Below are 20712 nucleotides of genomic sequence, written 5' to 3' on the forward strand. Positions count from 1 at the left end.
TAAAAGAGCCCTGTTTCAAAAACAGGACTCTTTTCTGTTGATTAGACTAATACTGGATTAACCGCTTCTTTAAGTGCCTTACCTGGTTTAAATGCTGGTACTTTACTTGCTGCAATTTCAATCTCTTCTCCTGTTTGAGGGTTGCGGCCTTTACGAGCTGCACGTTCACGTACTTCAAAGTTGCCGAATCCAATTAGCTGAACTGTTTCCCCAGCCTTTAATGCATTAAGAATAGTATCAAATACTGCATCTACCGCTTGAGTTGCATCTTTTTTTGTTAATTCAGCTTTCTCAGCTACACTGTTAATAAGATCTGTTTTGTTCATTTGCGATTCCTCCATTAAGTTTTTGTCTATCATAAAAAAGAACTTATGTTCTAAAACTAGAATAGCATAAATATGGAAAAAAGAAAATACTTTTGCTTCGCAAAATCGAAGTTAACCCCTTACTTATCATTAGGATATGCCTTCACACGATTGAAGTAGGGGGACTGCTTCATCAAAATTTGATAGATATTCCTGTTTTCTCTAATTTTGATGGATCTGTTCCAGTATCAGCAGAATAGCAGGTGCAACTTGTCCAACCTGATAGCAGCCTCCAAAAACTTTGTTAATGATCCGTTGTATAGCCATGTGACGAATGCCCTTGAAATGATTTATAGATTATTAACGCTAATATTAATAATAATTTTAATATATCCACTATTTATAGCATTGATCAATCCTCTATTATGAAGTAGGGGCCATCATCTGACAGCCCTTCGTCCATTCAAATATTTTGTTCCACTGCATGCTGCTTCACTTTCATAGATTTCTTCGCTTGTGATCCTTTTAGCTCATCGTTCCAATCCTTTTCATGAGCCGGAAGATCAGTGTCAAACATTTTCGGATTAATCACTTTCTTGAGCCTTCCCACAAACTCTTTTCCAGCAAGATCGTTGTCGACAGCTAATATAACCTGTTTAATCGCATGACCTTGCTTCTTTGCTTCCATATACGACTGTAAGACAGTTTTGTCTTTTAGACCATTCATGCTTACAAGTCGCGCATTTGTAAGTCTTTCTTTCTTAATACTCCAATACGACAAGAGATCTACTGGACTCTCAAAATAGTAAATTTTATTAGGCCTTCCGATATCAACTGTAAATCCAACATGCTTTTTACTGTTGGAGAGAATCTGTTTAAATGATCCTCTTTTATTGGCTATTTTGACGGTTCCCTGACGCTCCGCACCCACAATTTGTCCTTTACCACCGTTTTCTCTCCACTTAAACACGACATTGTTTTTCTGATCTTGTGCAATCAAGTCTTTACGAATCAACCAATCAACAATACGAGAATCTATCTTCCTCTCATGAACTAAATATCTTTTGATGGTTGTATGATCCTTCACCTCGAGAAACTCAGGATATTGAAACTCCTGAGTTTGCTTTACTTCCTGTTGCTTTTCCCTATTGATGGTTGGATAATTCCCGGAACTCAATTCTCGGACAGCTTCTACAAATGATAGTCCGTAGAAGTCCTTAGCAAAGTTGATAGCACCATGTCCTTTCAAGCCCTTGCTGTTCCAGGCATACATATTATCTCGGATGATAAGGCTATCATGTTCCATATGGCGATAATAATTCCCTTCCTTTTTGAACTTTTCCCCCTTGGCTTCCAGATACGACAGCAAATCTACTTGTTTTGCTCTCATCATCTCACCTGCGTTGACGCGATTAACCGTCATGACGCTTCCCTTTCTCTCGTATACTTACGTATGCCTGCACTTGGGATGGTTTGTCAGAAGTTAGGAATTTCATGAAAGCATTCCCCTTTCATTAGCGTTCCATTTCTTGTTCTTTACGATTTCCACAAGATAGCTTATAACTTCCCCGCCGTGGTTGTGCTTCTCTTTCCAGCTGTACTTGTTGTACTTGCTCCCCTTTCCACTTTTCTTCCTTGTTCTTTTCAATTTTTTGAACGGTGTCCTCAGCAATCAGTCCATTCTCAATTACCGTGATCTTCGTAGCAAAGTAACGTTCTTCTGCTACTGCTCGATTAATAATTGTCTCCACTTGATGGATGTCTTCAGCCGCTTTTAAAGACAAGAATGTCTCATACTTCTGGGCTAAATCCACCTCTATCTTGGAAAGTTGCCCCGGCTGATGTACGACCAGACTCGCTTCTTTCTCCACTGAATGTTGCCTAGCTTCCTCCATTTCTTTTTTCAAGGCAGCTTTAACAGCCTCAGGTAAGTGAGGTTTTTCAGCAATGATTTGTTCATACGGTGATGTATACTCGCCATCTCCTAAATCAAGCCGATCCATAGCGATGATTTCGGCCTTTGCAAAGTCAGGGTCTAAGGATTTAGGAATCAGCAAATGATACCTTGTCTTTTGATATCCCAATTCATTCAGCTGTTCTTTTGCAATCGCGGCCATTTGCTCATTTGCTTCACCAAACGGAATGATAGTATTCTGTTTTAAATTCCCGTTTTCGGACCATTGGATGAGGACAGACGGACGATCCAGATCATTCTCATCAATGGCTGCAAAGCGTTCTTTATTTTCTGTATTAAATTGGGCTAGAAATGCTTCATCACTCAACTTTGATACGTTTTCCCTGTTTGAAAAACGATATGGATAAGCGGCATCGTCCGTCACCTTTTGTCTTAGATCAGCAATTGATATGAATTCATATTCCACACTTGCCATTTGAAACGTTACAAATAAAATGCTCCGCTCCTCCACCTGTTTCTCTTCCTTTTCCTGACGATTCTCATGCGTGATTTCTTGCTGTTTTTGAACTTCCTCTTCAATCGTACTGATGAACTCTACGGCTGTTTCGTGAACTTCCTTGAGAAGTTGTGTTTTATCCTTAAATTCTTTTTCTTGTGTCCACGATGTAAGGTACCGCAAGGAATAGTGCTTTATTTTGGGTTATCCTAGAAAAATAGACCATTAATGAAATCCTGTGAAAAATAAGGATTTCATTAATGGTCTATTTCATATTAATTCCTTTAATTTTGATCATTTAAGTACTTTGGAACCAGCCCCTTGTTATCATTAGACATATGGTTATACTTATCGTAGTTCCTTTTCTTATGTCACTTAAATCATATAAATAACACGTTATAATTCTATTATTAATTTTAGTATTAATAATAATAACAACAATGACAATAATAAAAATAATAATAATAGTAATAGTAATAGTAATAGTAATAGTAATAGTAATAATATTGATAACAATATGCGTTATTATAAAAATTATAGAATAAGAAATTACTTCTACAATCCGATATAACTCCTACAACCTTAATTTGCAAATAAGGACAATAAACAGATAATTCACGTTATGTTTTTAAGTGGGGACTTGCCGTATTATTAAAACATAGGCAATTGTTTTTACTGCGAGGGTGATAATTGTGAAAAAATACTGTGTAGTAGGTTTGTTGTACCCGTGACGAGGGCTTGGTTTTCTCGCAAGTCGTATCATCCACCAAGAGGAACTTTTTATGGATTGGCAAATTTTTGTAAGTGTTTTTGCTCAAGTACAGTCATATATAAAATTTATGACAATAACGTCCACTATACAGGGAAAAAATTATTACAGAATCAAGTTGGGGGGAAAATCTATGGGTTTTTTTACGATACTCGGAGTTACTGCAGCATTCTTAACTACATTTTCTTTTTTACCGCAAACCATTAAAACAATAAAAGAAAAAAATACAGAAGGAATATCTCTACTTATGTATGGTATGTTTACTGCCGGTGTATTTCTGTGGCTATTATATGGTTTTTATACAAAGGACCTCCCAGTATTTTTTGCCAATTTAATTACATTTTCTTTTGCTGTCACTATCCTTACATTGAAACTTAAATATCGTTGAATACGTAAGCTGACTTTCTCTTGGAATGAAACTCAGCTTTTTGTATCCTTATAATCGAGTAGGAGGGATCGACTAACCCCCGACCTCTCACACCGTCGTGCGTACGGTTCCATATATGTCTAGCGTAGTTGTGAATATCTCCTATAAAGGTTTTTCAACCTTAACATCTCCCAACGAGAGTTTGTGAAGGTCCTTTGTAGAATTGGACTTTTGACTATTCTCCAGTATTTCTTTCAAGAATTTCCCCATTCACATGCCTTTTGTTCAGATACATCTAATCCGAGAAGCTTTATTTTAAGAAAAAATAAATATTCTGAAACACCGTCAGGAATGTGGATGATAGGGGACCGTTCTGCTCTAAGGATGGTCTTAGGAATTAAATGTATTCCCCAGCTATAGTAGCAAGCTTTATGGTATTTTTCCTACTAAATATATATTAGATAATATAGACATTAAAAGTATCGATAACATTATTAACTATATTATTATTACTATTATTTCTAATATTAATTGTTATGTTAATATCAATATTTTTACTGTGTGACTGGATAAATATTTTTAACAAATCACTGGACTTTACCTCATGTTACACCCTATTGCGTTTCAATCAATTTAGCTTGCATTATAAACCTGTAGAACCTTCTCTTGAAGAAGTGAAGTGACACTCAAGTACAAGACGCGAAGTATATTTGCGAGTAAGAAATAGAAGATAAGGAGTTCGAAGAGGTTTAAAGAAATTATACAACTGTTTATCTTCAGGATTTTATAGCAGGCTTTCTGCAGCTTTAGATGCTGCAGCTATCATTATCTATACAAGAGGGAGTACAACAACATAGTTTGCTAGTTCCCACATCACAGCTTCCGTATCCCCCTTTTTATCACAACCGTAGCTGCTTTATTAAAATTAATATCATTTATGTATTAATTTTAATATTAATATTAGTAATGGTTAAAATACAAATACTTATACCAAATTTATTCTTTTACACATGCTCATAGCAATAATCAGCAGGATATGAAAGAAAGCGTTAGTGATCGAGGAGAATCAAATCTTTAGTTAGAGAACACCTCCACTTTCATCAAATAAAACAACGGAAGAAGGAAATCTATTAATTACTGATTTCCTTCTTCCTGATTTATTATACTTAAACTCAATCACCACAAAAAACATCCTAAAAATCTTAGGATATCCTCTCAACATTTTCCTTGGTTATGTTAACCCTGTATAATAAAACTTAAACGTTCTTCAAAATGCTTCGTCCCAGTTTTTTAACAACTTTTCACATTCATTTACACGTTTACCTCTCCAAATTATTGCAGTCACAAAGTAGTCAAAGTCATAAACAAATTCAAAAGCATTTCTGTAAACTTAACTAAGCTAATAAAAGAGAACGCTAAAAAGGAAAGTAATGCTAGACCCATCACGAGACCGACAGAAGATACTACTTTTCTCGTCATATCAAATTCCTCCCCTTATGTGATTAACTATCATGTAGTTTGGCCCAACATCACTTCTATTACTCACTTATTCTTATTTTTTCTTCTACAGACAAAGAAAAAGAATTACCCATAAGAATAACAACTTCAAAATTAACATTTATGTTTATACTGATATTAATAATAACTATTTATGTTATTTAATATTTATATTAACATTAATATTAAATATATCCTTTCTTAGGGATAGGACAGTCTACCTAAAAAAGGCTAATTTATCAATTTTAAAGGGTTTTTGTTATGCCTATTACAGTAGAAACAGCAGCGGAGAACATGGACACAATCAAGGAACAAGATGTTTTTTTATTTTTTGATAATGACTGTTACATATTCCCCTAATAAAATATGATTATATTGAACAGAAATTATTCCATACCTATACTAATAAAAACCAAAGTCGGAGGAAGATTTATGTGGGAAAAGGCAATTGTTATTGGAGGAGGTTTTGCAGGAAAGTTAGCTGCTAAAGCTTTGTCTTCGTATTTTCAACAAGTCAACATTCTCGAAGCTGATCGAGAGTATAAAGATCCAGTACCGAGAAAAAGGGTTCCCCAGAGCTATCAACCCCATGTATTATTAAAAAGTGGAGAAGAAGCAATCGAGAAATTATTGCCACAATTCACGGTTGAATTGATGGAAAATGGGAGTATAGGTTCTAATTTTACTAGGGATTTGAAATGGCATCATTTTGGCTTCTGGAAAGATCGATTCACAGGAGATCTTAACATGGTGCAGCAAAGTCGTCCATTGCTTGAGTGGCATTTACGGAAACGAATTGACCAGGTATCGAATATTACCACCAGATATGAAACAATGACGAAGCAATTAATCGTTAATCGCAAAGAAAATAAGGTCCTAGGTGTGCGAGTAAAATCGATCAAAACAGGTATAGAAGAAGAGCTTTATGCAGATTTGGTAGTCGATGCAAGTGGATTTGGTTCAAAGAGTATCGACTGGTTAAAAACATTTGGTGTAGAGGTTAAAGAGGAGAAGGTGTGGATTCAATTATTTTATGCAACTAGATTATATCGTCTAAAACACCAAGAACGGCTGGACTGGACAAATCTCCTTATCTCACCAAGCTTCCCTGAAAACCCTAAGGGGGCATATATCCAAACCATTGAAGAAGATCGATTCTCATTTACTGTAAGTGGTTACGTAAATGAGTATGCACCTCAAACAAATGAAGAATTTTTTGCTTATGCCCAAAGTTTACCTGTTCCTGACTTGGTTAATTTTCTTAATCATGCAGAACCCATTTCAGACATAAAAATACATAGAATCCCTTATCAGGTAAGGAGACGCTTTGATCTGGCAAAGCAAATTCCAGAGGGCTTCTTAATTATTGGAGATGCCCATTGTCGTTTTGATCCACTTTTTGGCCAGGGGATATCTGTTGCAGCAATGGAAGCATTAGAGTTACAATCATGCCTTCAACAATCTAAACGTCTTGACATAGAATTCACTCGCCGTTTTCATAAAAAAGTCGCAAAACTGATAGCAACTCCGTGGGATATGGCGATAACAGAAGCATTTCGCCACCCTAAAATAAAAGGTAAAAATTCCTTTCTACTCCCGCTTAAACATTGGTATACAAAGAGATTATATCAAGCTTCCGCTCACGATCCATATGTATACATTACACTTGCTAGGGTAATGAACTTGATTCGGACTCCTTTGTATCTTTTTCATCCAAAAGTGGTCATTCCTATAGTTTTTGGTTGGCAGAAGAAGAAAGATTAATATCTTAGAGAATCCTTTCTCCTATATAACTTTTGAGCAGACTTTCCACCTTGATAATCGCTTTGCTTTTCTTAGATTCAGTCTGCTCGTTCCCCCGCCAAACCTTTTTGTACTTAGAAGCAGTGGCGGCAAAAACTTTCACTGTTATTTATGATAAGGTTCACTGCACCTGTTTAATCAGCAGTTCGTATAAAACTTGAACAATCGTGATTTTATTAGTAAAGGCATTTTAGTAAAATTAAGAAAATCGTTATTGGGAATTTTCGTGGGGGATGGTATGAAAATTTCAATAGAAGAAATTAATAAAGAACTGAAAAGGGGAAATCCTCATCACTACGAATTAAAGAATATAGGCCATTTCACTTCAGAAGAAACATATTGATTTATTGAAAATGGTTGAAGCCCGTAATGAAATGAAATTGTATTAAAGGCCATTAAGGTCTACACCACTTAGTTATCAATCAAAATATTTTTATATTATTAGGAATATATATATAATGTTTCAAGTCTTTTAATCTACCAGGGAATAGTAAAAGGGGGAAAGAGATGTTATATACAGACGAGTTTTTGGAGAAGTTACGGATGGAAGGCGATCCAGTACTGGACCGAATAATTGAAGAACTGTTCAAGAACAGTCAAGTTGGCTCCGTAAACGATTTGTTGAAGCAATTAATGTACAATGACCAAGAGTATCCGCAAGAGCTACCTGATACTATAGAATTTTGGCTCAGGAATACAGCTCATTGCCCAGAAGACGTGGACTTGGCGAGAATAAGAAATGCAACTGATTTATTTCAGGAACACGGCATTGCCATCACCTTCTTATTATCAACATCCTCACTTGTGAATTGTTACGCAGCACGTAAAGGTGTGAAGGTCCTTACATTCAGTTACCGTTTAGGTCAAAACGCATACCGCAGGATAGCGGAAACGGGGCAATTTGTTCTTCATGTTATGGCGCCAGGCGGACTTGAACCCGGGGGACAAGGAATCAAAGCCATTCAAAAAGTCCGTTTAATGCATTCAGCCATTCGGCATTTGGTTCAAAAGACTGGCAGATGGGATGAAAAAGAAAATGGCATCCCCATCTGTCAGGAGGATCTGCTTGGTACCCTATTAACCTTTTCCATTGTCATCATAGCTGGACTTCGTCATTTAGGTATGAAAGTAACAGAAAAACAGGCGGAGGATTACCTGTACTTTTGGAGAATCGTCGGAATCATGCTGGGAGTTCGGAAGGATATTATCCCAGAAACCATGGAAGAAGCAATTCAGTTGGAGAAAATGATTAAAAAAAGACATCATGGACCGTCCCCTGAAGGAATTCAGATGACCCGTGCTCTACTTGAGTTTCATGCAGGCCTCATTCCCGGTCAGGTGTTTGACAACATAATCCCTGCCCTAATTCGAGAAACTGTAGGGGACGAAATAGCAGACTGGATGGAAGTTCCGCACTCCAATTGGCAAAACCTTATGAAATACAAAGAGCTAATGGGTTTTCTTATTGATTCAGATTATACGGGCTTTTTTGGAAGTATGGTCAATCGGCTTGGGTTAGCCTTAATTAAGCGCCAATCACTTGCCATGACCGATTATGAATATACACCCTTTCTCATACCAACCGAACTGCGGAGAGTTTGGGGAATTGAGGGAAAAATAGTGTAATAATAAAATATATCGGGATTATGTGATTACATAATCCCTTATTTCCCCAAGGATTATTAAGAAAAATAGTTTGAGAAATTACAACCGAATGAATCGCAAAAATCCACATAGGTAGAGTCACCTTATAGCTCTCTGTAACTTTTGTATCTATATTACTTCTATTGATATGAACGAGGAAGTATATTGTATCCAATTTATTAATTTTAATATTAATAATAATTTTAATGATATTATTAATTTTATATTTAACAATTATGTTAATATCAATATTATCCCTTTTATTCTATTAAAGTTTGTTGTTTACTTTTGAACAAATAAAATTCACCAACTAATGGTAGATTGTTTACTATGCGGTGACCCTCACCCGCCAAATCACAGGTTTAAAAAGGGATTGCGTTGCTTACTTTTGTTCAACAGATAGCCTGTACGCTTTCACAATAATTCCGTCATTAATGGGACAGGAGATATGCCTTCTATGACCATTAATGTAAAAATGGTCCAAGATGAACTCATGCTTTCGGGTATGCAAGTTCCACCTATTACTCCGGTTCCTGTATCAGCTGCACTAGTACAAGAAACAAATCCTACTACAGTACTACCGGAGAAAGAAATGCAAGAACAACCCCATAAAGAAAGGGTTATTGATCGAGGAGAATCAAATCTTTAGTTAGAAAACACCCCCACTTTCATTAAATAAAAACAACGGAAGAAGGAAATCTATTAATTACTGATTTCCTTCTTCCCGATTTATTATACTTAAACTCAATCACCACAAAAAACTCATTTATTAATAGTATTATAATTAATATTAATTATAATACAAAAAAATATCCTAAAAGTCTTAGGATATCCTCTCAACATTCTCTTTGGTTATGTTAACTCTATATGATAAAACTTAAACGTTCTTCACAATGCTTCGGCCCAGTTCCCTAACAACTTTTCACGTTCATTTATTCCTTTTCATCTCTCCAAATTATTACAGTCACAAAGTAGTCAAAGTCATAAACAAATTCACAAGCATTTCCGTAAACTTAACTAGGCTAATAAAAGAGAACGCTAAAAAGGAAAGTAAGGCTAGACCCATCACGGGAACGACAGAAGATACTATTTTTCTCGTCATATCAAATCCCTCCCTGTATATGATTCACTATCATATATTTGGTCTAACATCACTCCTATTATTCACCTATTCTTATTTTTTCTTCTACAGACAAAAAAGAATTATCCATGAGAATAACAACTTCGAAATTAATATTTATGTTTACACTGATATTAATGATAACTATTCATTTTTATTAATATTTATATTAGTGCTAATATTAATTATATCTTTTCTTAGGGATAGGACAGTCTATCTAAGAAAGGCTAATTTATCAATTTTAGAGGGTTGTTGTTATGCCTATTACAGTAGCAACAGCAGTAGAGAACAAGAATATGAACACCATCAAGGAACAAGGTGTTTTTTATTTTTTGATAATGACTGTTGCACATTTCCTTAATAAAAAATAAAATCGGAGGAAGGTTTATGTGAGAAAAGACAATTGTTATTGGAGGGGGTTTTGCAGGAAAACTAGCTGCTAAAGCTTTTTCTTCGTATTTTCAACAAGTCAACATTCTCGAAGTTAATCGAGAGTATACAGATCCAGTACCGAGAAAAAAGGTTCTCCAAGCTATCAACCCCGTGTATTATTAAAGGCTAGAGTAATGAACGATTCGGACTCCTTTCCTTTGTATCTTTTTCATCCAAAAGTGGTCATTCCTATAGTTTTTGGTTGGTAGAAGAAGAACGATTAATATCTTAGAGAATCCTTTCTCCTATATAACTTTTGAGCAGACTTTCCACCTTGATAATCCCTTTGCTTTTCTTAGATTCAGTCCGCTCACTCCCCCACCAAACCTTTTTGTACTTAGAAGCAGTCGTGGCAAAAAATCTCACTGTTATTTATGATAAAGCTCATTACGATTAATCTGAAACACCTTATCATAATTCCCTATGTTACTCGTTCACCATCTGTTTGGGTGATAGATATTATCCTTTCCATGATACCTAAAGAGAAATTAGGTTATTTTATTTGTATTATAGTTATTATTAACATCATAATTAATGTTAATAATAACTATATGATAAAGAAAATTCGCCGACTGGCGAGTCCTGCCTTTGAACAAAGACAGAGGCGTAGTTGCACTTATACTGTATTCCTAAAATTTCTCACTACGTCGAATTGTCTTCTAGCTAAAAATTTATACTTTCTTAAAGTGTAAAGAAATATCCTAAAATCTTAGGATACCCTCTCAATATTCTCCTTGGTTATCTTAACTCCCTTATAGTAATCCTGCTTCACGATATTCATTCTCAATTTGTTCAAGCAGTACCCCTGATTATCTAGCAATGAAAAGAACAGGGATACGAATTTGAGGCTTATGATAAGAAAGCGCATTTTGTTGTAAACTTTTGTCACGATCAACGATTATAGCAGAATGCCTTGTGTTACTGAAGATTATTCAATAAAAGTAGATGACCTATTAAGAAAAATAGTTTGAGAACTTACGACTGAATGAACTGCAAAAATCCATATAAGTTAGAGCCACCATATAGCTCCCTGTAGCCTTTGTATCCATATTACTTTTATTGGTATAAACAGGGAAGTATATTGCATCCAATTCATTAATTTTAATATTAATAATAATTTTAATGAGATTATTAATTTTATATTTAACAATTGTGTTAACACCAATATTATCCCTTTTGCTCTATTAAAGTTTGTTGTTTACTTTTGAACAAATAAAATTCACCAACTAATGGTGGATGCTTTACTATGCGGTGACCCTCACCCGCTAAATCACAGATTTAAAAAGGGAATACGTTGCTTACTTTTGTTCAACAGATAGCCTATACGCTTTTACAATAATTCCGTCATTAATGGGACAGGAAATATATCCTCTATGACCATTAAGATGAAAATGGCCCAGGGTGAACTCATACTTTCGGGTATACATACAAGTTCCAACTATTACTCCAGTTCCTGTATCAACTGCACTGGTACAAGAAACAAGTCCTACTACAACACTACCGGAGCAAGAAATGCAAGAACAGAGACAAGAGCACGAACGAACCTATAAAGAAAGGGTTATTGATCGAGGAGAATCAAATCTTTAGTTAGAAAACACACCCACTTTCATTAAATAAAAACAACGGAAGAAGGAAATCTATTAATCACTGATTTCCTTCTTCCTTATTTATACTACCTGTGCTATACACTCACCCTGTGTAGCTTGAAAAACAATCATGAACTTAAAAACTTAATCACTACAAAAAAACTCATTTATATCATTATAATTAATGTTAATATATTAGTTAATATTAGTTATAATACAAAAAATATCCTAAAAATCTTAGGATATCCTCTCAACATTCTCTTTGGTTATATTAACTCTATATAATAAAACTTAAACGTTCTTCAAAATACTTCGTCCCAGTTTTTTAACAACTCTTCACGCTCATTTACTCCTTTTCATCTCTCCAAATTATTGCAGTCACAGAGTAGTCAAAGTCATAAACAAATTCAAAACCATTTCCGTAAACTTAACTAGGCTAATAAAAGAGAACGCTAAAAAGGAAAGTAATGCTAGACCCATCACGAGACCGACAGAAGATACTATTTTTTTCGTCATATCAAATCCCTCCCTGTATATGATTCACTATCATCTAGTTTGTTCCAACATCACCCCTATTATTCACCTATTCTTATTTTTTTTTCTACAGACAAAAAAGAATTATCCATGAGAATAACAACTCTAAAATTAACATTTATATTAATAATAACATTAATTATATCTTTTCTTAGGGATAGGACAGTCTACCTAAAAAAAGGCTAATTTATCAATTTTGGAGTTTTTTTGTTATGCCTATTACAGTAGAAGCAGCGGAAAACCAGTTTTTAAAAAAAGGCTGGGCCTCTTGAAGGAATGCATATAATGTTGGTTAGTAAATCGATAATAAGAGACACCCATCTTCTTAGAAATAAATGATTGTCTTACCTCATCTATATTAACTTCTTTTCAGGCTTCCCACCAGCTGATATTGGCGGCGGAGGTAATCGTAAGACCCAATGTAGAACTGGACGCCGTGACGTTTACAGCTAATGAGTTCCCTGGGGCTAGCTGAAACGAAAGTAAAGTAGTTCATACAGAAGATTGTGCTGTCATCGCGCTTACATTTGTACTGCTGAAATCGTTATTTGACGGTGTAAGCGTCGAGGGTGCTGTTACTTTTTTCGCAAAAACCTCATTTACTTATGGTACGGTTCATTCCGATTAATCTGAAACACCTTATCATAATTCCCCTATGTTGCTCGTTCACCATCTGTTTGGTTGATAGATATTTTCCTTTCAATGATACCTAAAGAAGAATTAGGTTATTTTACCTGTATTATGATTATTATTAATATCATAATTAATGTTAATAATGACTATATAATAAAGAAAACTCGCCGACTGGCGAGACCTGCCTTTGGGCGAAGACAGAGGCGTAGTCGCACTTATACCTTATTCCTAAAATTTCTCCCTACGTCGAATCTTCTAGCTAGAAATTTATACTCCCTGTGACTTTTGTATCTATATTACTTCTACATGGTATGAACAGAGAATTATATTATATTGCATTCAATTTATTAACTTTAATGTTAATAACAATTTTAATAATATTATTAATTTTATATTTAATAATTGTGTTATCACCAATACTATCCTTTTTTCTATTAAAGTTTGTTGTTTACTTTTGTACAAATAAAATTCACCAACTAATGGTGGATGTTCTACTATGCGGGGACTCTAACCCGCCAAATCACAGATTTAAAAAGAGAATGTGTTGCTTACTTTTGTTCAACAGACAGCCTATACGCTTTTACAATAATTCCATCATCAATAGAACAGGAGATATGTCTTCTATGACCATTAAGATGAAAATGGCCCAGGATGAACTCATACTTTCGGGTGTGCAAGTTCCAACTATTACTTCAGCCCCTGTATCAACTGCACTGGTACAAGAAACAAGCCCTACTACAGCGCTACCAGAGAGAGAGGTGCAAGAACAAATCCATAAAAAAAGGGGTATTGATCGTGGAGAATCAAATCTTTAGTTAGAGAATACCTCCTCTTTCATCAAATAAAAACAATGGAAGAAGGAAATCTATTAATTACTGCTTTCCTTCTTCTTTATTTATACTACCTGTTGCACTCATCATGTGTAGCTCGAAAAACAGTCATGTAAAACTCAATCACTACAAAAAATCTCACTTATACCATTATAATTAATGTTAATATATTAGTTAATATTAGTTATAATACAAAAAATATCCTAAAGGTCTTAGGATATCTCTCAACATTCTCTTTGGTTTTGTTAACTCTATATAATAAAACTTAAACGTTCTTCAAAATACTTCGTCCCAGTTTCTTAAGAACTTTTCACGTTCATTTACTCCTTTTCATCTCTCCAAATTATTGCAGTCACAGAGTAGTTAAAGTCATAAACAAATTCACAAGCATTTCCGTAAATTTAACTAGGCTAATAAAGGAGAACGCTAAAAAGGAAAGCAACGCTAGACCCATCACGAGACCGACAGAAGATACTATTTTTCTCGTCATATCAAATCCCTCCCCCTATTTGATTAACTATCATATAGTTTGACCCAACATCATTCCTATTATTCACCTATTCTTTTTTTCTTCTACAGATAAAAAAGAGTTATCCATGAGAATAGCAACTTTAAAGTTAATATTTATATTAGTGCTAATATTAATTATATCTTTCTTAGGGATACGACAGTCTGCCTAAAAATATCTAATTTATCAATTTTGGAGTTTTTTTGTTATGCCTATTACAATAGAAACAGCAGTGAAGAACATGAACACAATCAAGGAACAAGGTGATTTTTTATTTTTTTGATAATGATTGTCGCACATTATCGGAGGGAGATTTATGTGGGAAAAGACAATTGTTATTGGAGGAGGCTTTGCAGGAAATTTAGCTGCTGAAGCTTTGTCTTCGTATTTTCAACAAGCCACCATTCTCGAAATTGATCGAGAGTATAAAGACCCGGTACCAAGCAAAAGGGAATGAACTCGATTCGGATTCCTTTGTATCTTTTTCATCTAAAAGTCGTCATGTCTATAGTTCTGGGTTGGCAGAAGAAGAAAGATTAATATCTTAGAGAATCCTTTCTCCTATATAACTTTTGAGCAGACTTTCCACCTTGATAATCGCTTTACTTTTCTTAGATTCAGTCTACTTATTCCTCCACCAAACCCTTTTTGTACTTAGAAGCAGTCGCGGCAAAAAATTTTTCCGTTATTTATGATAAGGTTCATTTCGATTAATCTGAAACACCTTCTCATAATTCCCTATGTTGCTCGTTCACCATCTGTTTGGGTGATAGATATTATCCTTTCAATGATACCTAAAGAGGAATTAGGTTATTTTACCTGTATTATTATTAATATCATAATTAACGTTAATAATAACTATATAATAAAGAAAATCCGCCGACTGGCGAGCCCTGCCTTTGGGAGAAGACAGAGGCGTAGTTGCACTTATACCTTATTCCTAAAATTTCTCCCTACGTCGAATCTTCTAGCTAGAAATGTATACTCCCCGTGACTTTTGTATCTATATTACTTCTATAGGGTATGAACGAGGAATTATATTGCATTAAATTTATTAATTTTAATGTTAATAACAATTTTAATAATATTATTAATTTTACATTTAATAATTGTGTCATTACCAACATTATCCTTTTTTTCTATTAAAGTTTGTTGTTTACTTTTGAACAAATAAAATTCACCAACTAATGGTGGATGTTCTACTATGCGGGGACCCTCACCCACCAAATCACAGATTTAAAAAGGGAATGTATTGCTTACTTTTGTTCAACAGACAGCCTATACGCTTTTACAATAATTCCATCATTAATGGGACAGGAGATATGTCTTCTATGACCATTAAGATGAAAATGGTCCAGGATGAACTCATACTTTCGGGTGTGTAAGTTCCAACTATTACTTCAGCCCCTGTATCAACTGCACTGGTACAAGAAACAAGCCCTACTACGGCGCTACCGGAGAGAGAAGTGCAAGAACAAATCTATAAAGAAAGGTTATTGATCGTGGAGAATTAAATCCTTAGTTAGAGAACCCCCCCTCTTTCATCAAATAAAAACAACGGAGGAAGGAAATCTATTAATTACTGCTTTCCTTCTTCTAGATTTATTATACTTAAACTCAACCACCATTTATTCATAGTATTATAATTAATATTAATTTCATAGTTAATAATAATTATAATACCAAAAACATCCTAAAAGTCTTAGGATATCCTCTCAGCATTCTCCTTGGTCATGTTAATTCTATATGATAAAGCTTAAACGTTCTTCAAAATGCTTCGGCCCAGTTCCTTAACAACTTTTCACGTTCATTTACTCCTTTTCATCTCTTCAAATTATTACAGTCACAAAGTAGTCAAAGTCATAAACAAATTCACAAGCAGTTCCGTAAACTTAACTAGGCTAATAAAAGAGAACGCTAAAAAGGAAAGTAAGGCTAGACCCATCACGAGACCGACGGAAGATACTATTTTTCTCGTCATATCAAATCCCTCCCTGTATATGATTCACTATCATATAGTTTGGTCCAACATCACTCTTATTATTCACCTATTCTTATTTTTCTTCTACAAACAAAAAAAGAATTATCCATGGGAATAACAACTTTAAAGTTAATATTTATATTAGTGCTAATATTAATTATATTTTTTCTTGAGGATAGGGCATTCTACCTAAAAATGTCTAATTTATCAATTTTGGAGTTTTTTTGTTATGCCTATTACAATAGAAACAGCAGTGAAGAACAAGAACATGAACACAATCAAGGAACAAGGTGACTTTTTATTTTTTGATAATGACTGTCGCACATTATCGGAGGGAGATTTATGTGGGAAAAGACAATTGTTCTTGGAAGAGGCTTTGCAGGAAATTTAGCTGCTAAAGAAGCTGTGTCTTCGTATTTTCAACAAGTCACCATTCTCGAAGTTGATCGAGAGTATAAGGATCCAGTACCAAGCAAAAGGCAATGAACTTGATTCGGACTCCTTTGTATCTTTTTCATCTAAAAGTCGTCATTTCTATAGTTCTGGGTTGGCAGAAGAAGAAAGATTAATATCTTAGAGAATCCTTTCACTGATACCTAAAGAGTAATTGGGTTATTTTACCTTCATTTTTGTTATTATTAATATCTAAATTAATATTAATAATAAAGAAAACTCGCCGACTGGCGAGACCTGCCTTTGGGCGAAGACAGAGGCGTAGTTGCACTTATACCTTATTCCTAAAATTTCTCCCTACGTCGAATCTTCTAGCTAGAAATGTATACTCCCTATGACTTTTGTAGCTATATTACTTCTATAGGGTATGAACGAGGAATTATATTGCATTAAATTTATTAATTTTAATGTTAATAACAATTTTAATAATATTATTAATTTTATATTTAATAATTGTGTTATCACCAATATTATCCCTTTCATTCTATTAAAGTTTGTTGTTTATGTTTACTTTTGAACAAATAAAATTCACCAACTAATGGGGGATGTTCTACTATGTGGGGGCCCTCATCCGCCAAGATTTAAAAAGGGAATGTGTTGCTTACTTTTGTTCAACAGACAGCCCATACGCTTTTACAATAATTCCACCATTAATGGGACAGGAGATATGTCTTCTATGACCATTAAGATGAAAATGGCCCAGGATGAACTCATACTTTCGGGTGTGCAAGTTCCAACTATTCCTCCAGTTCCTGTATTAACTTCACTGGTACAAGAAACAATTCCTACTACAGCACGGAGAAAGAAATGCAAGAACAAATCGAAAGGGGAATTGATCGAGGAGAATCAAATCTTTAGTTAGAAAACACGCCCACTTTCATTAAATATAGATAAAGAAGAAGGAAATCTATTAATCACTGATTTCCTTCTTCTTTATTTATACTACCTGTGCTATGCACTCACCATGTGTAGCTTGAAAACAATCATGTAAAACCCAATCACTACAAAAAAATTATTTATATCATTATAATTAATGTTAATGTATTTGTTAATATTAGTTATAACACAAAAAATATCCTAAAATCTTAGGATACCTTCTCAACATTCTCCTTTTTTCAAAGTTTGGTTTTCAGTACAAAATAAGTATAGAAAATTTCACTCATATACAAATAATGACAAATTTCACTCCCTAGAATCAAGTAGAATAATAGTGAGGATTTAAATATAAAGGTAAAATAATTGAAAAGTTCTGGATTAAAAACTAAAAATTTGAAGTCCAGGAACGTTGATAGTTAGGTTACCAGGTATGCGGGGGGAAAATGTATGGGAAATACGGTAAACGAATTAGTTGAAGAAGCTGATAAACCGCAGATAAACTCATTCAAACGGTTTACAAGCTGGAAGTTTATCACAATAAGTATAGTCATTATTATGGCACTCATATCTGCAGCAATCAGCTACTATCAGGCAAACCACTTTAATACAAATATCAAGATTAATGATACAAAAGTTGGCGGGCTGACTGCTGACCAAGCACTAAAAAAATTAAAAACATCTGAATTAAAAAACGTAGTATATGTTGGACAACAACAAATTTTAGATGAAAAAGATACGAAGATAGGATTTACAGATGAAGATTTGTCCGGTGTCAAAAAATTATTAAAAAGCCAGCAGACATTTTTTCCTTCTTCAAAGGCAAAAATTTATTCATTAACACCAAGCAAACTGGATCAGTCTCGAAGCCAAACACTGAAAAAACAAGTGGAAGAAAAGCTCCTATTAATGAACCAGAGTTTAAAAGCGCCGCAAGATGCTCAGGCTATTATAGAGCAAGGTAAACTTACAATCTCAAAAAGTATTGATGGGCAGCAGTATGATGTTGCGAGTCTATTAAAGGACTACGAGAAGCAGGAATATAATAGTGAAATCCACTTGAACCCTGTATACATACAACCAATCAAAGAAGACAACCCGATTGTAAAAAATGGAGAGAAAAAACTACAAGAACTCCTTCAACAAACCATTGATTATCAGGTACAGGATAAAGTTTATTCTTTAAAAGCCAGCGATTTAATTAAAAATGCCTCTGTTTCAAAAGATATGAAGGTTACGATTGACTCGGGCGATATTAAAAATAAGATTAATGAGATTAATAATTCTCAATCCACATTAAATAAAAACTTCACATTTACGACCCACTCAGGTTCAGTCATATCGGTAAAAGGACAAGGCTATGGCTGGGCAATAAATGTTGAAAATGAAACAACACGGATGATGGAAGCCCTTGAAAAAGGGGAGAAATCACTTCCTGCTTCCAATATTTACGGAGAAGGCTGGGACGGTGAAGGTTACGGTTATGAAACTACAACGAATAATGGCATTGGCGATACGTATGCTGAAGTGTCAATTCAGGAACAGCGTATTTGGCTTTACAAAAATGGACAATTGGTAGTAACAACTAATGTGGTTACTGGCAGACATAACACCCATGAAGACACATCACCAGGAGTGTGGTATGTTCTTTATAAACGCACACCATCCATACTTAGAGGCAGTTCAGTAGGCCATTTGAATTATTCCGTTAAAGTAGATTATTGGGCTCCATTTACGAACGATGGACAAGGGTTCCACGATGCCAGCTGGCGAACAAACTGGGCAAGTACTGCTTATCTTACTGCAGGATCGGGCGGTTGTGTCAACCTCCCGCCTAGTGTTGCGAAGTCAGTGTATGACAATCTCAGCACATATGAACCGGTTGTCGTTTATTAAGAATTGGCAGTCTATGTATGCAGCCATAACGTCAGTGAACGTTTCAATAACATCTATTTAAATAAAAACAACAGAAGAAGGAAATCTATTAATTAATGATTTCCTTCTTCTTTATTTATCCCCATCTGTAATACGTATTCATCATGTGCAGCTTGTAAAAACAATCATATGCTCAAACTCAATCACCACAAAAATCCTCATTTATTTATATTATTGTTATAATTAATAACTTAGTTAATGTTAATGTTAACTATAATATAAAAAATATCCTAAAATCTTAGGATACCCTCTCAACAATAAGACTTAAACGTTTCTCAAAATGCTTCGATTCAGTTAGATGGTTTCAACAATTTTTCTCATTCATTTACGCCTTTTCAACTTACCTTGATCACAAGCTAGTCAACGTACTGTAAACCTTTTACTTTTGTTCGATGAATACATCCTTTATTAATGCCTCAGCAACACCTTTTCCTCGTAACTCCGCCTTGACTGCAAGCATTCTTATTTCAGGATAATCTAACATATCAACAAGCCTTTTGTAGACATCTGATTTCACAGGGAGCAAGGCTACACTGCCTATCACTTCCTCGTCTAATTCAGCTACTAAAAACTCAACACCTGCTTGCTCATCAGCATCTGACGATATAGTTTTCCTCAGAGCGCAAATGAGGCTTAATACAATTAGCAATAATAAAAGTATTAATATTAATGTTAATACTATCATTTAGATTAAAACTTTCATTTTTGTTAATGTTATATCTCCTCTTCAACGATTCACAGTAATTTTATTGATAATTTAAAGCAGAAAGTTGACCTAAAAGCTTGTACAACATGTTATTTATCATATTCAAATCATTAAGTGAATAAGGTAAATAACAAGCCCCAATATCCCACAGGTACCTACTATATAAAGAGTAATCTTTTTTGTTCGTTTTTCTATCATATACAAAAATATATAACGGATTTGTATAAATCTATGAATCTAAGACAAGAATAGAGATAAGAGATGAGTTGTTTTGTTGTGAGGATAAACATCAGTCACACTTACGCTTGCATGTAGTCATACCCAG

Annotated in this window: 18 protein-coding genes; 9 read left to right on the forward strand and 9 right to left on the reverse strand. The window is 34.5% G+C overall.

Annotated elements, in window-relative coordinates:
* Positions 1-41 precede the first annotated feature (41 nt).
* The 3 genes from AAHB12_RS18470 to AAHB12_RS18480 form a co-directional block, all read right to left on the reverse strand.
* Positions 42-341: an HU family DNA-binding protein gene (locus AAHB12_RS18470; protein ID WP_410777389.1), complete on the reverse strand. Its 300-nt coding sequence runs from the start codon at positions 339-341 to the stop codon at positions 42-44.
* Positions 342-768: 427 nt separating this feature from the next.
* A complete protein-coding gene (locus AAHB12_RS18475; protein WP_342046378.1) occupies positions 769-1728 on the reverse strand; it encodes a DUF3991 and TOPRIM domain-containing protein in 960 nt (319 codons plus the stop codon).
* Between the two features lie 91 nt (positions 1729-1819).
* The gene (locus AAHB12_RS18480) at positions 1820-2899 is read right to left on the reverse strand and encodes an LPD25 domain-containing protein (RefSeq protein WP_342046379.1); all 1080 of its coding nucleotides are present in this window, start codon (positions 2897-2899) and stop codon (positions 1820-1822) included.
* Between the two features lie 599 nt (positions 2900-3498).
* Between AAHB12_RS18480 and AAHB12_RS18485 the strand changes: the two genes are divergently transcribed.
* Complete coding sequence (locus AAHB12_RS18485) at positions 3499-3873, forward strand: SemiSWEET family sugar transporter (protein ID WP_342046381.1); 375 nt, start codon at positions 3499-3501, stop codon at positions 3871-3873.
* A 1320-nt stretch (positions 3874-5193) separates the two neighbouring features.
* On the opposite strand, the gene AAHB12_RS18490 is transcribed toward AAHB12_RS18485, so the two are convergent.
* Positions 5194-5331, reverse strand: a complete 138-nt coding sequence (locus tag AAHB12_RS18490; protein ID WP_342046383.1) for a hypothetical protein — start codon at positions 5329-5331, stop codon at positions 5194-5196.
* Positions 5332-5781: 450 nt separating this feature from the next.
* On the opposite strand from AAHB12_RS18490, the gene AAHB12_RS18495 reads away from it, so the two are divergent.
* From AAHB12_RS18495 to AAHB12_RS18505, 3 genes are all read left to right on the forward strand, one after another.
* Positions 5782-7113 carry a glutamate synthase gene (locus AAHB12_RS18495; protein ID WP_342046384.1) on the forward strand — a complete coding sequence of 444 codons (1332 nt, stop codon included), beginning with the start codon at positions 5782-5784 and terminating at the stop codon, positions 7111-7113.
* Between the two features lie 546 nt (positions 7114-7659).
* The gene (locus AAHB12_RS18500; RefSeq protein WP_342046385.1) at positions 7660-8778 is read left to right on the forward strand and encodes an oxygenase MpaB family protein; all 1119 of its coding nucleotides are present in this window, start codon (positions 7660-7662) and stop codon (positions 8776-8778) included.
* Between the two features lie 475 nt (positions 8779-9253).
* A complete protein-coding gene (locus tag AAHB12_RS18505; protein WP_342046386.1) occupies positions 9254-9445 on the forward strand; it encodes a hypothetical protein in 192 nt (63 codons plus the stop codon).
* A gap of 315 nt (positions 9446-9760) precedes the next feature.
* Here AAHB12_RS18505 and AAHB12_RS18510 read toward each other — a convergent pair whose 3' ends face one another.
* Positions 9761-9898, reverse strand: coding sequence for a hypothetical protein (locus tag AAHB12_RS18510; RefSeq protein WP_342046387.1), 138 nt, complete (start codon positions 9896-9898; stop codon positions 9761-9763).
* Positions 9899-12312: 2414 nt separating this feature from the next.
* Positions 12313-12450, reverse strand: a complete 138-nt coding sequence (locus AAHB12_RS18520; protein WP_342046388.1) for a hypothetical protein — start codon at positions 12448-12450, stop codon at positions 12313-12315.
* A gap of 1274 nt (positions 12451-13724) precedes the next feature.
* On the opposite strand from AAHB12_RS18520, the gene AAHB12_RS18525 reads away from it, so the two are divergent.
* Positions 13725-13916, forward strand: coding sequence for a hypothetical protein (locus AAHB12_RS18525; protein ID WP_342046389.1), 192 nt, complete (start codon positions 13725-13727; stop codon positions 13914-13916).
* A gap of 367 nt (positions 13917-14283) precedes the next feature.
* On the opposite strand, the gene AAHB12_RS18530 is transcribed toward AAHB12_RS18525, so the two are convergent.
* A complete protein-coding gene (locus AAHB12_RS18530) occupies positions 14284-14421 on the reverse strand; it encodes a hypothetical protein (protein WP_342046390.1) in 138 nt (45 codons plus the stop codon).
* 334 nt (positions 14422-14755) lie between these two features.
* Here AAHB12_RS18530 and AAHB12_RS18535 point away from each other — a divergent pair, with 334 nt between their 5' ends.
* Positions 14756-14896 (forward strand): hypothetical protein, encoded by a 141-nt coding sequence (locus tag AAHB12_RS18535; RefSeq protein WP_342046392.1) that lies wholly within the window; start codon positions 14756-14758, stop codon positions 14894-14896.
* A 1386-nt stretch (positions 14897-16282) separates the two neighbouring features.
* Here the strand turns inward: AAHB12_RS18535 and AAHB12_RS18540 are convergent.
* On the reverse strand, positions 16283-16420 hold the full coding sequence (locus tag AAHB12_RS18540; protein ID WP_342046393.1) for a hypothetical protein: 138 nt from the start codon (positions 16418-16420) through the stop codon (positions 16283-16285).
* Between the two features lie 342 nt (positions 16421-16762).
* Here AAHB12_RS18540 and AAHB12_RS18545 point away from each other — a divergent pair, with 342 nt between their 5' ends.
* From AAHB12_RS18545 to AAHB12_RS18555, 3 genes are all read left to right on the forward strand, one after another.
* Positions 16763-16906, forward strand: coding sequence for a hypothetical protein (locus AAHB12_RS18545; RefSeq protein ID WP_342046394.1), 144 nt, complete (start codon positions 16763-16765; stop codon positions 16904-16906).
* 643 nt (positions 16907-17549) lie between these two features.
* Positions 17550-17735 carry a hypothetical protein gene (locus AAHB12_RS18550; RefSeq protein ID WP_342046396.1) on the forward strand — a complete coding sequence of 62 codons (186 nt, stop codon included), beginning with the start codon at positions 17550-17552 and terminating at the stop codon, positions 17733-17735.
* A gap of 461 nt (positions 17736-18196) precedes the next feature.
* Complete coding sequence (locus AAHB12_RS18555) at positions 18197-19642, forward strand: L,D-transpeptidase family protein (protein ID WP_342046398.1); 1446 nt, start codon at positions 18197-18199, stop codon at positions 19640-19642.
* 418 nt (positions 19643-20060) lie between these two features.
* Here AAHB12_RS18555 and AAHB12_RS18560 read toward each other — a convergent pair whose 3' ends face one another.
* On the reverse strand, positions 20061-20366 hold the full coding sequence (locus AAHB12_RS18560; RefSeq protein WP_342046399.1) for a GNAT family N-acetyltransferase: 306 nt from the start codon (positions 20364-20366) through the stop codon (positions 20061-20063).
* Positions 20367-20712 lie beyond the last annotated feature (346 nt).

Source organism: Bacillus sp. OTU530, assembly GCF_038440375.1.

What these genes read in the sequence shown, in the direction of transcription:
- AAHB12_RS18510 (WP_342046387.1), bottom strand. Translation starts at nt 9,898, where the DNA reads ATGACGAGAAAAATAGTATCTTCTGTCGTTCCCGTGATGGGTCTAGCC.
- AAHB12_RS18485 (WP_342046381.1), top strand. Translation starts at nt 3,499, where the DNA reads ATGGATTGGCAAATTTTTGTAAGTGTTTTTGCTCAAGTACAGTCATAT.
- AAHB12_RS18470 (WP_410777389.1), bottom strand. Translation starts at nt 341, where the DNA reads ATGGAGGAATCGCAAATGAACAAAACAGATCTTATTAACAGTGTAGCT.
- AAHB12_RS18475 (WP_342046378.1), bottom strand. Translation starts at nt 1,728, where the DNA reads ATGACGGTTAATCGCGTCAACGCAGGTGAGATGATGAGAGCAAAACAA.
- AAHB12_RS18520 (WP_342046388.1), bottom strand. Translation starts at nt 12,450, where the DNA reads ATGACGAAAAAAATAGTATCTTCTGTCGGTCTCGTGATGGGTCTAGCA.
- AAHB12_RS18495 (WP_342046384.1), top strand. Translation starts at nt 5,782, where the DNA reads ATGTGGGAAAAGGCAATTGTTATTGGAGGAGGTTTTGCAGGAAAGTTA.
- AAHB12_RS18535 (WP_342046392.1), top strand. Translation starts at nt 14,756, where the DNA reads ATGTGGGAAAAGACAATTGTTATTGGAGGAGGCTTTGCAGGAAATTTA.
- AAHB12_RS18555 (WP_342046398.1), top strand. Translation starts at nt 18,197, where the DNA reads ATGGGAAATACGGTAAACGAATTAGTTGAAGAAGCTGATAAACCGCAG.
- AAHB12_RS18525 (WP_342046389.1), top strand. Translation starts at nt 13,725, where the DNA reads ATGACCATTAAGATGAAAATGGCCCAGGATGAACTCATACTTTCGGGT.
- AAHB12_RS18500 (WP_342046385.1), top strand. Translation starts at nt 7,660, where the DNA reads ATGTTATATACAGACGAGTTTTTGGAGAAGTTACGGATGGAAGGCGAT.
- AAHB12_RS18490 (WP_342046383.1), bottom strand. Translation starts at nt 5,331, where the DNA reads ATGACGAGAAAAGTAGTATCTTCTGTCGGTCTCGTGATGGGTCTAGCA.
- AAHB12_RS18505 (WP_342046386.1), top strand. Translation starts at nt 9,254, where the DNA reads ATGACCATTAATGTAAAAATGGTCCAAGATGAACTCATGCTTTCGGGT.
- AAHB12_RS18530 (WP_342046390.1), bottom strand. Translation starts at nt 14,421, where the DNA reads ATGACGAGAAAAATAGTATCTTCTGTCGGTCTCGTGATGGGTCTAGCG.
- AAHB12_RS18540 (WP_342046393.1), bottom strand. Translation starts at nt 16,420, where the DNA reads ATGACGAGAAAAATAGTATCTTCCGTCGGTCTCGTGATGGGTCTAGCC.
- AAHB12_RS18545 (WP_342046394.1), top strand. Translation starts at nt 16,763, where the DNA reads ATGTGGGAAAAGACAATTGTTCTTGGAAGAGGCTTTGCAGGAAATTTA.
- AAHB12_RS18560 (WP_342046399.1), bottom strand. Translation starts at nt 20,366, where the DNA reads ATGATAGTATTAACATTAATATTAATACTTTTATTATTGCTAATTGTA.
- AAHB12_RS18550 (WP_342046396.1), top strand. Translation starts at nt 17,550, where the DNA reads ATGACCATTAAGATGAAAATGGCCCAGGATGAACTCATACTTTCGGGT.